This is a genomic window from Microbacterium imperiale (assembly GCF_017876655.1).
In the GTDB taxonomy this organism is placed as follows: domain Bacteria; phylum Actinomycetota; class Actinomycetes; order Actinomycetales; family Microbacteriaceae; genus Microbacterium; species Microbacterium imperiale.
On sequence record NZ_JAGIOK010000001.1, the window covers coordinates 1,643,449 to 1,656,679 of the forward strand.

A 13,231-nucleotide genomic window follows, 5' to 3' on the forward strand; every position below is an offset into this window, starting at 1 on the left:
ACTCGCGCCGACCCGACCACTGGGTTCGTGAGGGTGATCATCCGAACCTGCCGCTGATGTAGTCCTCGGTGCGCTGATCCTGGGGGTGCTCGAAGATCCGTGAGGTGGGGGCGTATTCCACCAGCACTCCGGTTCGGTCTCCGGTGGTTTCATCTGCGAGGGCGGTGAAGAACGCGGTGCGGTCGGCGACTCTGGCGGCTTGCTGCATGTTATGGGTGACGATGATGATCGTGTAGTCCCGGCGCAGATCGTGCATGAGGTCTTCGATGCGCATGGTTGCGATCGGGTCCAGCGCCGAGCACGGTTCGTCCATCAGGATCACGTCCGGCTGGGTGGCGATCGTGCGGGCGATGCATAGACGCTGCTGCTGTCCGCCGGAGAGGCCGAATGCGGATTGCTTCAGCTTGTCTTTGACCTCGCCCCATAGCGCTGCTTTGGTCAGCGCTTCTTCGACCAGGTCGTCCATGCTCGACACCTTCATCCCGGTCACCCTGGGGCCGTAGGCGATGTTGTCGTAGATGGATTTCGGGAACGGGTTGGGTTTTTGGAACACCATGCCGATGCGGCGGCGCACTTCGATCGGGTCGACGTCTTTGGCGTAGATGTCGTCGTCTTGGAACAGCACCTGCCCTTCGACGCGGGCGCCGTCGACAAGGTCGTTCATCCGGTTCAGCGAACGCAGCAGCGTGGACTTCCCGCACCCGGAGGGGCCGATCAGCGCGGTGATTTCGTTCTTTCCGAAGCTGAGGTTGACGTCGGTGACGGCACGGAAGTCGCCGTAGAACACGTCCACGTTCTCGCAGCGGATTAGCCCGCTCGGTGTCTCGCGCAGGTTCGGTTGTGGAGATTGGGCGTGGAACTGCGGGTGCGGGGTGTCCTCGGTTGAGGTGGCGATCGGGTCGCTCATGGCTACCACCGTTTCTGGTACTTGTTGCGGATGAAGATGGCGAGGGCGTTCATCAGGAGCAGAACGCCGAGGAGGAGCACGCTGGTGGCCGCGGCGAGCTCGTGGAAGCCCTCCTGGGGGCGGCCGGTCCAGTTGAAGATCTGGATGGGGAGGGTGGTGTATCCGCTCATGAGCCCGTTCGGGTCGAACGTGATGTAGACCAGCGCGCCTAGCACCAGCAGCGGTGCGGCTTCTCCGAGTGCGCGGGAGAGGGCGAGGATTGAGCCGGTGGCGATGCTGGGCACGGACGCGGGGAGCACTTGCCGCCACACGGTCTGCCACTTCGTCGCTCCGAGCGCGAGGGACCCGTCGCGGATCTCGTTCGGTACGGACCGCAACCCTTCTCGGGTGGAGATGATGATGACCGGCAGGATCAGTAGCGATAGCGCTAGTGCGCCGCCGATGACGATGTTCTTGTTCTGCACCTGTAGCAAGCTGAGGAATCCGAGGGCGAGCAGGCCGTAGATGATGGCGGGGACGGCGGCGAGGTTTTGCACGTTCAGTTCGATGAGCCGGTTGAACCAGCGCTTCTTGTCGGCGAACTCTTCGAGGTGGATGGCCGCGGCGATCCCCAACGGCAGCGTCAGCACCGCGGTGGTCGCGATCACCCAGGCGGACCCGAGGATGGCGGGGCGGGCGCCCGCGGTTTCCGGGGTGGCGGAGGGGTAGTTGGTGAACAGTTGCAGGGACAGCTTCCCCCACCCGTCCATCAGGATCGTGACGAGAAGAGTCGCGAGCACGCCGAACGCGACCAACAGCGACAGCCACAGCAGGATAAGGAAGATCATCGGGCCGGGCTTCCGGTCACCGTGTGTCCCCGTCCCGAGGGGCGCGGAGGCGCGGATCTTTGTCGAGGCGCTTCGGGCGGTGGTCATCAGTAGGCCTCTCGGAAGCGGCGAACGAACCGGATGCTGATGAAGTTCATCAGCAGCGTGATGAGGAACAGCAGCAGCCCGACCGCGAACAGGGTGTTGTATTCCAGGCTTCCCACGCGGGAGTCTCCGAGAGCGGCGTTCGCGATGAATCCGGTCATCGTCTGACCTTGCTCGAGCGGGTTGGTGACGATCCGGGCCTGGCTTCCGGCGGCGATCGCGACGATCATCGTCTCTCCCACGGCGCGGGAGACGCCGAGTACGACCGCCGCGACGATGCCCGACAGGGCGGCGGGGAACACCACGCGAAGGGTGGTTTGCATCCGGTTCGCGCCGAGCGCAGCGCTGCCCTGACGGAGCGCACCGGGAACGGCGGACATGGCGTCTTCGGAGATCGACGCGATTGTGGGGATGATCATCACGCCCATGACGAGGCCTGCCGCGAGGACGCTGAATGCGCCGGTGGGTAGCTGCAGCCATTCGCGGAGCACGGTGCCCTGTACGAACTGGAGGGCGAAGAACCCGTAGACGACGGTGGGGACGCCGGCGAGGATCTCCAGCATCGGCTTGAGGATTTTGCGGGTGCGGGGCTTGGCGTACTCGGCGAGCATGATGGCCGCGCCCAGCCCGAACGGCACGGCGACCAGCAGGGCGATCACGGTCGTCCACAGGGTGGCGGAGACAAGGGGAATGACTCCGAAGGACGCGTCTGCGAACCGGGGTGCCCACCGCGTGCCGAACAGGAAGTCCAGGACGGGAACCTCGGCGAAGAACGACAGGGACGGGATCAGCAGGGCGATCAGGATCCCGACCGTCGTCACGATCGTGAGGACCGCGGCCAGCCGGAGAACGAGTCTGATGAGGGCTTCGCCGGGGCGGCGGCGGCCGGCGAACTGGGTGCCTGGCCGGGGGCCCGAGGGAGTGATCCTCGAGCCCCCAGCCTTGGTGATGACAGCGGTCATGGAGTGTCTCCGCGCAGGGGCTCGCTCAACCGAGCGAGGCGAGTTCTTCCTGCGCGGTGGTGATCTGCTCTTCGGTCAGCGGCACGAACAGGGCGAGCGAGGCGATGTCGGCGGAGTTGGCGACGTAGAAGTCGACGAACTCCTTCACCTGCGGCTTGTCGGTGTACGCGGCGTTCTTGACGTAGATGAACAGCGGGCGCCCCAGCGGCGTGTAGGTGCCGTCCTGCACGGTCTCGGTGCTCGGGTAGACGCCGTCGATGGATGCGGCGATGATCGTGCCCTCGTTCTCTTCGACGTAGCTCAGGCCGAGGAAGCCGATCGCACCCTGGTCTCCTGCGACGCCCTGAATGGTGATGTTGTCGTCCTCGGAGGGGCTGTAGTCGGTGCGGATCGCGCCGGTCTCCCCGTTGACCTCTTCGGTGAAGTAGTCGAAGGTGCCCGAGTCGGTGCCGGCACCGAACAGGACCAGCGGGACGTCGGGGAAGCTCGGGTCAACGTCGGACCAGCTGTTCACGACACCCTCGGATTCCGGTGCCCAGATCTTCGCGACCTGCTCCAGGGTGAGGTCGGTTGCCCAGTCGTTTTCCGGGTTCAGGATGACCGACAGGCCGTCGTTGGCCGCGACGATCTCGGTGTACTCGACGCCGTTCGCTTCACATTCAGCGGCCTCTTCGTCCTTGATCGGACGGGACGCGTTGGAGATGTCGGTCTCGTCGGCGCAGAACGCCTTGAAGCCTCCACCGGTGCCGGAGGTGGCGACGGACACGTTGACCGACGAGTCCTCTTCGCGGAACAGGTCCGCGGCGGCCTCGGTAAGGGGGGCGACGGTCGACGAACCATCGGTAGTGACAGAGCCGCCGGCCCCGCCTCCGCTGGCCTCTCCTCCGCCAGTGCTGCCGGCGGACTGTCCGCCGCAGGCACTCAATGCCAGGGCGGCGGCGGCGAGCGTCGCAACGGCAGCGAGCTTTGCTGTGGTCTTGTTCACGGGTGCGCTTTCCTTCGTGCCCGACATGGGCGTCAGGACCCGCCGGTGCAAGGCAGGCCGGATAGATGATCTTCTATCCGTTTCACATAGAAGCTAATCTATGTGAACACGCGGTGAACGCAGCCCAGCTATTCGGAGGCGATTGCGATGCAGTCGTGGACCCGACGCCCCTCAGCGGTGAGGAGATACTGCTCGCCTTGACGAGCCACCCAGCCGAGATTCTCCAGCCGCCACAGAACCTGGCCGCTCATGCGGGGAAGGGCGGACCTGTGGCGGGGACTGATGGTGGGATGCTGCCGCGCCCACTCGGTCGCGATGTGCTCGACGCTGATCGGTCCGTGGTCGGCAACGATGGCGAGGACGGTGCGGCGCACGCCGGTGAGATGTCGGCGGATGAAGTCCGCGTCTGGGGAACCGTCAGTCACGATTCTGCTGTGCTTCTCCGCTCGATGAGGAGGGTGTCTCGCCACTGTCCCGCTTGGGCACCGAGGCGGGACCGAGCGATTCCTTCCCGGCGGCCCACTACCCGGAACCCGGCGGCGACATGCAGTTGGAGGCTGGCGCTGTTCTCCGGGAAGATGCTCGACTGAATCGTCCAATACCCGGCCGATTCCGCGCCCGTGATGAACGCGGCCAACAGCGTTCGTCCCATGCCCTGACCGCGGTGGTCACGATCGACATATACAGAGTGCTCGATCACACCCCGATATGCTTCCCGGCTCGACACTTGTGACGCCGCCACCCAGCCGCGAACCCTGCCGTCGTCATCGGCGGCGACAAGACGGGTAGTGGGCAGTTTGCTGGTGGTGAACTCTTCCCAGGTCGGCGGGTACGTCTCGAAGGTCGCATCGCCCTCGTCGATTCCCTGCCGGTAGATCCTCTCCACGTCGGGCCAATCCGCTGGGACGAGGGAGCGGACCTTTGTCACGAACAGCAACCGCCGGCTGCCCCGAGGTCTGTGGAGCAGACGCCCGTGGCGGGGAGAACCAGTTCGACCTGGGTGGCGGCAGCCATGTCGCCGGCCAGCCATGCGGTCACCGAACGGACCTGCTCGTATCCGGTCGTGAGCAGGAATGTGGGGGCGCGACCGTACGACTTCATTCCGACGATGAAGAACCCGCGCTCCGGGTGGGTGAGCTCACCGAACCCGTGGGGCTCCACCGTGCCGCAGGAGTGCACGTTCGGATCGATGAGCGGGGCGAGCCGCTTGGGGGCCTCGACGATGTCATCCAGTTCCAGGCGAATCTCGCGCAGCATGTCGAGGTCGGGCCGGAACCCGGTCGCGTTGACCACGATGTCGGTGGTGTGCGTCACCATCTCGCCGTCTCGTTGGCCGATCAGTTCCACCGCGGCGCCTGCCCGGTTAGCACGGATGATCTCGAATCCGTCGACGAGATTGATGTCACCGCGGTCCACCGCGCGATCCACGCGCGCGCCTAGGTGAGCGCGTCCGACGAGTTCATCGTCCGGCGACGAGGACACCCGTACAGCCTGCGCATTGCGAATCAGCCAGGACACCGTCGTGCCTTTCTCCTCGCGGGCAAGTGACACCAGCCCGAGAAGTGTGTTCGCAGCAGAGTGCCCGGCACCGACGACGGTGACGTGCTTGCCTGCGAAGTGGGCGCGGTCACGGCCGAGCACGTCGGGAAGTGCCGGCATCACGTGGCCGGCGATCTCGCCCAGTCCCAGAAGCTCCAGCCCGCTGGAAGTCAACGAGTTGGGTGACGAGTAGGTGCCTGACGCGTCGATTACCGCGCGCGCCACAATCTCGGCAACGTTGCCTTCGGTATCGCGGGTGCGAATGACGAACGGTGTCGCATCCCGCCCGCGACTGCGCGTGCGATCCATTCCTTCCCGGGACACGGCAGTCACGTGCACCCCCGTCCGAATGCTCGATGCGATCTCCTCGAGCTGAGCCAGTGGGTCGACGTACAAGTCCACCAGCTCGGCTCCCGTTGGCGCCCGATCCGGTGAAGGAAGTTCCCAGCCTCGCGCTTCCAGAAGGCGACGCGACGCCGGATCCACCAGGTGCTTCCACGGCGAGAACAGGCGAGTATGGCCCCACGCCCGAACGCTCGCGGCGACCGTCTCGCCCGCCTCGAGAACCACGAAGTCGATACCGCGCTCTACGAGATTCGCGGCTGCAGCCAACCCGACTGGTCCTGCGCCGATGATCACCACGGGCAGCGTCGCCAGACGATCGCTCACAGCGACACGCGGCGTGAGATCCAACAAGGTCATGACCACTCCTTCAATACATCGACAAGCTTCGATGTTCATGTCTACTCGCCCTATAGATCCCTGTCAATATCGGCTATTGTCGATGCATGGTCACCACGCTCGACGTCACCGACATCACTGCCATCGCCGAGACCGGCGCTGATAGCTGCTGCACCTCGCTCGTTCGTGAACCGATGACTGTGGAGGAGGCCGAGTCCCTCGCTCTGACCATGAAGGCTCTGGCGGACCCTGCCCGCCTGCGGCTGCTTTCCATCGTTGCCGCATCCGAGAACTCGGAAGCCTGCGTGTGCGACCTGATCGAACCCATCGGCCTTAGTCAGCCGACCGTCTCGCACCACTTGAAGGTCCTCACTGCGGCGGGGTTCCTCACCCGTAGCAAGCGCGCAACCTGGGCCTATTTCACTCTCGTACCGGGGGCTCTCGACCGGGTCTCGCGCTTCTTCGCCACCGCATAAGACCCAGCCACTCCGCGGAAAGCATCGACGCCTGTCGATATTCTGCTACGCTTCATATCGAAGTTCATCTATGAATGAGGAGTGAAGTGAGCACGACTACCGCGCCCGCCCGTCTGGGAACACTGGACAGATACCTGCCCGTATGGATCCTGCTCGCCATGGGCGCAGGTCTTGCTCTTGCCGTCCTCGCCCCCGGTTTCGGAGAGTTCCTTCATGCGGCGTCGATCGGCACCATCAGCATCCCCATCGCCATTGGACTGCTGGTCATGATGTATCCCGTCCTCGCCAAAGTGAGGTACTCCGACGCAGCGATCGTCGCCCGCGACAAGCGGCTACTGATTTCCTCACTCGTCCTCAACTGGCTCGTCGGCCCCGCGCTGATGTTCGCTCTCGCCTGGCTTCTCCTCCCCGACCTCCCCGAATACCGCACCGGGCTGATCATCGTTGGCCTCGCCCGCTGCATCGCGATGGTCCTCATCTGGAATGATCTCGCCTGTGGCGACCGCGAAGCAGCAGCCTTCCTCGTCGCCATCAACTCCGTCTTCCAAGTGATCGCGTTCGCCGCCCTCGGCTGGTTCTACCTGCAGATCCTCCCCACCTGGCTCGGTCTCCCCACAACCAGCGCCGAGTTCTCCATCTGGGCCATCACCCTCAGCGTGCTCGTCTTCCTCGGTATCCCCCTGCTCGCCGGATACCTCTCACGCCGCATCGGAGAACGCCGTCGCGGCCGCGACTGGTACGAAACCGTCTTCCTCCCCCGGATCAGCCCACTCGCCCTCGGAGGCCTCCTCTTCACGATCGTCATGCTCTTCGCCCTCCAGGGGCAGCAAGTCATCGATCGCCCTCTCGACGTCGCTCGCATCGCACTTCCCCTCCTGGCCTACTTCATCGCGATGTTTCTCATCGGATTTGGCACTGGCAAGACCATCGGCCTGAGCTACGAACGCACCACCACACTCGCTTTCACAGCCGCGGGCAACAACTTCGAACTCGCCATCGCCGTCGCCATTGGCACCTTCGGCGCCACCAGCGGACAAGCACTCGCAGGCATCGTCGGACCGCTCATCGAAGTCCCCGTCCTCGTCGGACTCGTCTACGTCGCCCTATGGCTACGCCCCCGCCTCTTCCCCGCCAGCAACGGGGACCTCCACATCGATCGCTGGCGCGGGCAGAAAATCACCACCTGAACCTCACCGCCGCACAGTTGCCACCATCGAAGGATCACTCATGAACTGCTACGAACACGCCACCCTGGACATCACCGTTCCCGCGGTTGCCGTCTGCCCTCACTGCGGCGCCGCGCTCTGCACCGAGCATCTCCATAAATGCGAGAAGGAATCGTTTTTCAACAACGTCATCGGTAACCCCCGCCAGCTCGCGCCCAAACGGGAGATGTGCTGCGCTTCCTGCGCCCAATCCCAGTGCGCCAGCTGACACCACAGATCTCAGGAGAAGACCCCAATGCCAAGCAGCCCGACCGTTCTGTTCATCTGCCAGCACAACGCCGGCCGCTCTCAGCTCGGCGCCGCGCTTTTGGAGCACCTGGCTGGCGGCCGGTTCACCGCGACATCGGCGGGGCTGTCCCCAGCAGGCGAAGTGAACCCCGCCGTGGCCGCGACGGTCGCTGAGCTGGGCATGGACATCACCGACCGGGTGCCTCGTGCTGTCACCGCGGACGACCTCGATCAGGCGGACGTCGTGGTGCTGATGAAGCCCGGCCTCGCCCTGCCGTCCACGCCCCGCGGGGAGGTCTTGGAATGGTCGTTCCCCAACCCGGAGGCCTGGGATGCCGAGGCCGTGAGGCCGCTGCGCGAAGCCGTCTCCGACAAGATCCAGACCACACTCCTCGCACGCTGAGCTACAAGTCAGACAGCGGCCGGGGCGCGCCCGATCTGAAGCACCTGAGCCGGCGGGCACAACAGGCGCCGCCCAGAACTGCCCCGGAAGCGTCGAACAGGCCGGCGCGGCACACGCCCGTGTCGGGGAGCACCAGCTCCACCCGCCGCCGGTAGCGGCAGTCAGCCCCGGCTGGCGCGCCGGAATCGGTGCGTGAGCACCGCGGCGGCGACCGCGAACGCCGCTGCGGCCAGGCCGGCCGGCACGAGCAGATAGGGCACGACGATGAGCATCGAGCGGCCCATGACGCCCGCAACGGGGATGAGGCTGGTGAGGGTGCAGATCAGGCTTACTAGCGCCAGTACGGTCCATTGGCGGCCGCTGTAGCGGAGAACACGGACGCCGGCGCCGTCGTGCCACCACAGCCGTAAGGGCTCGGGGATCTTCACGGCGCTCTCCTGTCGCTCGATGGCTCTATTGTCGCGTACAGCAATGCCCCCGGCCGGGAGAGAGTGCGGTCGGGGGCATTGCTGCGCATGGGCTATTCCTCGATCGGCGGCGGTTCGGTGCCGAAGGTGCCGTTCCGCAGGTCGCCAAAGTAGGTCGGTCCATTCGAATCTTCGGTGACCCGGCCGACAACGGGGGTCACGATGACCAGGTGATCGAGGACAGGGTGATCCCATACCATGCAGTCGCGGTAGACGTGGCCGCGGTATGCGCCGTCGACGATGCGAGGCAGCTCGGTGGCGTGGATCGGGAGCAGGAGCGAGTTCTCGGGCGTCAGGGTGATGCTGTGCTCGGCTTTCGGGTCAGCGGACTGAGCCGCGTCGAACATGGCGTCGACGAGCCGCTTCACATGGGTCCGTGCGCCGCTCACTTGTCGAACCAGCGCACCACGCCGTTCGCGGAATGCGCGGCTCGGAGGGCTTGAGAGGCAGCGCCGAGCGCGGCGGCGGCCCGTTGGAGCTCAGCGGCGGCGGTGACGGTTCTTTTCCGCCACAGGTAGAGGCGACGCGACGGTGGCCATCACGCTCACCTTCCTCCCGATAGTTCTCACCGCAGCCCTCGCTATCGCAACGATGGCCAGGCCGATCACGCAGCTCCTGAGCCCGACGTATCTCGCTGTTGTGTGCGTCATCCCGTGCGGGAGCATAAATTGAGCAGTCCGGGCGGGCCGTGGGGGCGACCCGCCCGGACTGTGCGTCACGAGACGAGCTCAAGCGACGCGGGGCGCGCGCGAGGCGCGCGGGGTACGCGCTCGCGGGGGGACGAGCGCGTACGTTTTAGGGCTGGACGATGGGGAGTCCCGTCGCATTGGCAGCGTCTTCGAGGGAGCCGAGGTTGCGGAGGTCGGTGAAGCCGGCTTGCTTCATCAGATCGATTGCGGCGCCTGCGCGGTTACCCGACCGGCAGTAGATGAGGTAGGCGGCTTCCGGGTCGAGGTCGGGCAGTGCAGCTTGCAGCTCGCCTGCGGTGACATCCAGCAGGAGAGCGCCGTCGAGGTGTCCACTGGCGTGCTCGGCGGGGGTGCGCACGTCGATGATGACCGCACTGGGGTCGACGTCGTTCTGCGGTGCGGATGTGCCGGCGCAGGACGTGAGGGTGATCGCGGCGATGACGGTGAGGGTGGTGAGGGCGAGGCGGCGCATGTGCGTCCTTTCGTGGAGGTGTGGTGGTTATCGGTCGCAGGCGCCGTTGGCGCAGTGGCGGGTGGGTTTCCGGCTGAAGCGTTGGTGCAGTGCGCATCCCGCGCACCATCCAAGAACGGCTTCCAGAAAGAGGAGGGTGAAGCAGATCCCACACAGGCCGAGGGTCACGGCGAACGGGACGATTCCGGCACTCATGGTTAGGCAAGAGAGGGCAGCGAGACCGAGTGCGAGCCACCACGCGAAGGCTTTCTGCGGCGCACCGACCCAGTAAGGCCGGCGGCGGCGCGTCAGCGCCCGTCCGAGGGCGAGGGTGAGGGACAGCCGGTTACTGATGAGGATCCGGGTGGTCATGTCGAGAAGGAAGAACATCCCGAATGTCTGTAACGGCCTGATGTTGTCCGAGGCGAGCGTGATGGTGAGTGCGGTGATGCCCGCGGCAAGGAGGATGCCGGCGGCGATACGGATGGCGTGCTCGTTGAGGACGGGCACCTCGTATCCGTCGACGTGTTCCCCTGTGCGGGGCGCGGCGTCGGACGCGTTGGGCATGGAGGGCTTTCTGTGGCGGTCAGGAGGAGAGGGTTTGGACGATGAGGGTGGTGAGCATGGTCAGCCCCACGGCCAGCACGAGGACCGCAAACCCGGTGCGGATGCCGGAGGAGGGGAGGCGGCGCGAGAGCGCTAGACCGATGAATGACCCGGCGAGGGCGAGGGCGGTGAAGGTGACGACGGTGGGCCATTGGATGGCCACGGCACTGATCTGCGTGAGGAAGCCAGCGGAAGAGTTCACGGCGATGACCAGGAGCGATGTCCCTACGGCCGCGGCAATGGGGAGGCCAAGGAAGGTGAGCGCGGGGACGATGAGGAACCCGCCGCCTGCGCCCAGGGCTCCCGTGAGCACGCCCACACCAAGTCCGGTGGCGACCGTTCGAATCGCTCGCGTGATCGGCCGCGTCTGACGAGGTTCGGTGGGCTCTCGTCGGCGCCGCATCATGGCGATCGCGGTGACGATCATGATCGCCGCGAACAGGCCGGTGAGCACAGGTTCCGGAAAGAACCGGCCGACCATCCCGCCCGCCACTCCCCCGAGCAGACCGGTCGCCGCGAAGACCGCAGCGACCCTCCACAGCACCTCGCGTCTACGGACGCGGAATGCGGTGGAAACCACGCTGGTGACGGCAACAACGAAGAGGGAGGAGACGATCGCCTCTCTCGTTCCGATGCCGAGGACGAGGGTGAAGATGGGGACGGTAAGGATGGAGCCCCCGCCACCGAGGAGCCCGAGTGCGACACCGACCAGGACCGCGAGGATCATGGCGATGACGATGAACGTATCCACTCGAGCTCCCGAGCTTGGTCAGGCCGGGGCGGTCTGAGGTGCGGTGGCTGCGACCCAGGCGTTGTAGCTGCCTTCGATTTCGATGACGTCGTGCCCGGCGCGGCGGAGGGCGCTGGCGACGACGCTGTTGCGGACGCCGCTCTGGCAGTAGGTCAGAATCTTCCCGGCCGGCAGTTCGTCGGCGTGCCAGAGTGCTCGGCCTCCGGAGAGCTGCACGGCGTCGGGGATGTGTCCGGCGTTGTACTCGGTGCGGTTGCGGACGTCGAGGAGAAGCGCCGCGTCGACCTGGTCAAGGTCGGTCGGGGCGATCATCTTGGGCTGCACCGTGGGCAGGCCTTCGAGGGTGGTGATGAACCCGTCGACCTGGTCGATGCCGACACGCAGCAAGTGGTCCCGGAACTGGGCTGCGGTGTTCGCTGAGTCGATGAGCAGCACAAGCGGGCGGGTTTCGGCCTCGGGGTTGTAGACCCACGCGCCGTAACTGGCTGCCTTCGCGACCCCGGGGACGTTCAGCGCGCCCGGCACGGTGCCCTCGTGGACAAGGGAGTGGTGGCGCGTGTCGACCACGATCACCCGGTCCGCCTCGATGCCGGCGCGAAGCTCGGGCGCGGAGTACTCGGTGAGCGGGGCGAGCTGGCCGCGCAGGGCCGGGCCGACACGATTCTGCCGCTTCATGCGCGCGAAGTACGCGTGCGCGTCAGGTTGATCGTTCAGCAGCGCGTCGATGAAGCCCTGCTCGTCGCCGGCCTCGAGGTAGGGCGCCCACCACGCGAAGCGGCGTTCGTAGCCGACCGTCGAGCTGGGGACCGCGCCGAGGGCTTTGCCGCACGCAGACCCTGAGCCGTGAGCCGGGAGAACCTGCACATAGTCGGGCAGGGTGAGGAACTGGTCGCGGAGGCTGGCGAACAGGTCGCGCGCACCGTCGAACCGGGTATCGACACCGCTGGCGGCCTCATCGAGCAGGTCAGGACGTCCGACGTCACCGACGAATACGAAGTCTCCCGTGAGGACGTAGCCCGGCTCCGAGGAGGCGGCGCCGTCGGTGATGAGGAAGGACAGGTGCTCGGGGGTGTGCCCGGGAGTGTGGACCGCCTCGATGGTGATGTTCCCGATAGCGATGCGGTGGCCGTGCATCATCCGGGTGGCGTCCTGGAACCCGGAGCCGTACTGCCAGTCAGGGCCACCTTCGCCGGAGACGTACATCGTCGCTCCGGTGCGGGCCGCGAGCTCGCGGGTGCCGGAGAGGTAGTCCGCGTGGATATGGGTTTCGGTGACCGCAGTGATGGTCATGCCGTTCTTCGCGGCGAGGTCGAGGTAGACCTGCACATCACGGCGCGGGTCGACGACGATCGCTTCACCGGTGCGCTGGCATCCGATGACGTAGCTGGCGTGGGCGAGGTCGTCGTCATAGAGACGTTCGAGGAGCATGGGTCTGCTTTCGGTCGCTGTCAGTGAGCGCAGCTGCAGCGCTCGTCGTTGGGGATGCCCGCGAGGGCTTGTTCGATGTGCTGTCCGCAGCCGGCCCAGGTGGGCTTACCGCAGGTTGAGCAGGTGATCTGTGCGCACATAGGGGGTCCTTTTCAGGCGGCGGTGGGGGATTCGGCGATTTGCCGGCGCACGTCATCCATGTCGAGCTCGCGGGCCTTGCTGATCAGGAGCTCGAGCTGAGGTTCGGGGAGAGCGCCGGGCTGCTTGTAAACCAAGACGCCGTCACGGATGACCATGAGCGTGGGAATGGAGGTGATGCGGTTCGCCGTGGCGAGCCCGACCTCCGCTTCGGTGTCGACCTTCGCAAAGACGACGTCGGGGTGGCGCTCTGACGCGGCCTCGAACACGGGGGCGAACGCCCGGCAGGGCCCGCACCAAGCCGCCCAGAAGTCGACGAGGACGATGCCTTCGCTCGCAACCGTGCCCCCGAAGGTCTCGCCGGTCAGATCGATCGTGGCCAT

At 65.9% G+C, this 13,231-nt stretch carries 19 protein-coding genes; 4 read left to right on the plus strand and 15 right to left on the minus strand.

Going from position 1 to position 13,231, the window contains the following annotated elements:
* Positions 1-37: 37 nt before the first annotated feature.
* The 7 genes from pstB to JOF37_RS08025 form a co-directional block, all read right to left on the minus strand.
* Positions 38-808: a phosphate ABC transporter ATP-binding protein PstB gene (gene pstB / locus JOF37_RS07995; protein WP_210007721.1), complete on the minus strand. Its 771-nt coding sequence runs from the start codon at positions 806-808 to the stop codon at positions 38-40.
* 101 nt (positions 809-909) lie between these two features.
* Positions 910-1,734, minus strand: coding sequence for a phosphate ABC transporter permease PstA (gene pstA / locus JOF37_RS08000; protein ID WP_245338121.1), 825 nt, complete (start codon positions 1,732-1,734; stop codon positions 910-912).
* A gap of 86 nt (positions 1,735-1,820) precedes the next feature.
* Positions 1,821-2,780 (minus strand): phosphate ABC transporter permease subunit PstC, encoded by a 960-nt coding sequence (gene pstC / locus JOF37_RS08005; RefSeq protein WP_210006358.1) that lies wholly within the window; start codon positions 2,778-2,780, stop codon positions 1,821-1,823.
* 25 nt (positions 2,781-2,805) lie between these two features.
* The gene (locus JOF37_RS08010; RefSeq protein WP_292858935.1) at positions 2,806-3,765 is read right to left on the minus strand and encodes a PstS family phosphate ABC transporter substrate-binding protein; all 960 of its coding nucleotides are present in this window, start codon (positions 3,763-3,765) and stop codon (positions 2,806-2,808) included.
* A gap of 128 nt (positions 3,766-3,893) precedes the next feature.
* On the minus strand, positions 3,894-4,190 hold the full coding sequence (locus JOF37_RS08015; RefSeq protein WP_210006360.1) for a hypothetical protein: 297 nt from the start codon (positions 4,188-4,190) through the stop codon (positions 3,894-3,896).
* The gene (locus tag JOF37_RS08020) at positions 4,187-4,699 is read right to left on the minus strand and encodes a GNAT family N-acetyltransferase (protein WP_245338564.1); all 513 of its coding nucleotides are present in this window, start codon (positions 4,697-4,699) and stop codon (positions 4,187-4,189) included. The genes JOF37_RS08015 and JOF37_RS08020 overlap by 4 nt, the downstream gene beginning before the upstream one ends.
* The gene (locus tag JOF37_RS08025; RefSeq protein ID WP_210006362.1) at positions 4,690-6,006 is read right to left on the minus strand and encodes an FAD-dependent oxidoreductase; all 1,317 of its coding nucleotides are present in this window, start codon (positions 6,004-6,006) and stop codon (positions 4,690-4,692) included. Before JOF37_RS08025 ends, JOF37_RS08020 begins: the two co-directional genes overlap by 10 nt.
* Positions 6,007-6,092: 86 nt before the next feature.
* On the opposite strand from JOF37_RS08025, the gene JOF37_RS08030 reads away from it, so the two are divergent.
* The 4 genes from JOF37_RS08030 to JOF37_RS08045 all read left to right on the plus strand — a co-directional run bounded on the left by JOF37_RS08030 (position 6,093) and on the right by JOF37_RS08045 (position 8,318).
* Positions 6,093-6,461: an ArsR/SmtB family transcription factor gene (locus JOF37_RS08030; RefSeq protein ID WP_210006363.1), complete on the plus strand. Its 369-nt coding sequence runs from the start codon at positions 6,093-6,095 to the stop codon at positions 6,459-6,461.
* Positions 6,462-6,535: 74 nt separating this feature from the next.
* Entirely contained in the window at positions 6,536-7,648 is a 1,113-nt protein-coding gene (arsB, locus tag JOF37_RS08035) for an ACR3 family arsenite efflux transporter (protein WP_210006364.1), read from the plus strand.
* Positions 7,649-7,688: 40 nt separating this feature from the next.
* Entirely contained in the window at positions 7,689-7,895 is a 207-nt protein-coding gene (locus tag JOF37_RS08040) for a hypothetical protein (protein WP_210006365.1), read from the plus strand.
* 27 nt (positions 7,896-7,922) lie between these two features.
* Positions 7,923-8,318: an arsenate-mycothiol transferase ArsC gene (locus JOF37_RS08045; protein ID WP_210006366.1), complete on the plus strand. Its 396-nt coding sequence runs from the start codon at positions 7,923-7,925 to the stop codon at positions 8,316-8,318.
* A gap of 161 nt (positions 8,319-8,479) precedes the next feature.
* Here the strand turns inward: JOF37_RS08045 and JOF37_RS08050 are convergent, their stop codons facing one another.
* The 8 genes from JOF37_RS08050 to JOF37_RS08080 all read right to left on the minus strand — a co-directional run bounded on the left by JOF37_RS08050 (position 8,480) and on the right by JOF37_RS08080 (position 13,231).
* The gene (locus JOF37_RS08050; protein ID WP_210006367.1) at positions 8,480-8,746 is read right to left on the minus strand and encodes a hypothetical protein; all 267 of its coding nucleotides are present in this window, start codon (positions 8,744-8,746) and stop codon (positions 8,480-8,482) included.
* Between the two features lie 92 nt (positions 8,747-8,838).
* The gene (locus tag JOF37_RS08055) at positions 8,839-9,153 is read right to left on the minus strand and encodes a hypothetical protein (RefSeq protein ID WP_210006368.1); all 315 of its coding nucleotides are present in this window, start codon (positions 9,151-9,153) and stop codon (positions 8,839-8,841) included.
* Between the two features lie 427 nt (positions 9,154-9,580).
* On the minus strand, positions 9,581-9,946 hold the full coding sequence (locus JOF37_RS08060; RefSeq protein ID WP_210006369.1) for a rhodanese-like domain-containing protein: 366 nt from the start codon (positions 9,944-9,946) through the stop codon (positions 9,581-9,583).
* 27 nt (positions 9,947-9,973) lie between these two features.
* Positions 9,974-10,492 (minus strand): DUF4395 domain-containing protein, encoded by a 519-nt coding sequence (locus tag JOF37_RS08065; protein WP_210006370.1) that lies wholly within the window; start codon positions 10,490-10,492, stop codon positions 9,974-9,976.
* A gap of 19 nt (positions 10,493-10,511) precedes the next feature.
* Positions 10,512-11,282 carry a sulfite exporter TauE/SafE family protein gene (locus JOF37_RS08070; RefSeq protein WP_194421524.1) on the minus strand — a complete coding sequence of 257 codons (771 nt, stop codon included), beginning with the start codon at positions 11,280-11,282 and terminating at the stop codon, positions 10,512-10,514.
* A gap of 18 nt (positions 11,283-11,300) precedes the next feature.
* Positions 11,301-12,710, minus strand: a complete 1,410-nt coding sequence (locus JOF37_RS08075; RefSeq protein ID WP_210006371.1) for an MBL fold metallo-hydrolase — start codon at positions 12,708-12,710, stop codon at positions 11,301-11,303.
* 20 nt (positions 12,711-12,730) lie between these two features.
* A complete protein-coding gene (locus JOF37_RS15850) occupies positions 12,731-12,850 on the minus strand; it encodes a DUF8730 family Cys-rich protein (RefSeq protein WP_488192547.1) in 120 nt (39 codons plus the stop codon).
* A gap of 12 nt (positions 12,851-12,862) precedes the next feature.
* Positions 12,863-13,231, minus strand: coding sequence for a thioredoxin family protein (locus JOF37_RS08080; RefSeq protein ID WP_194421522.1), 369 nt, complete (start codon positions 13,229-13,231; stop codon positions 12,863-12,865).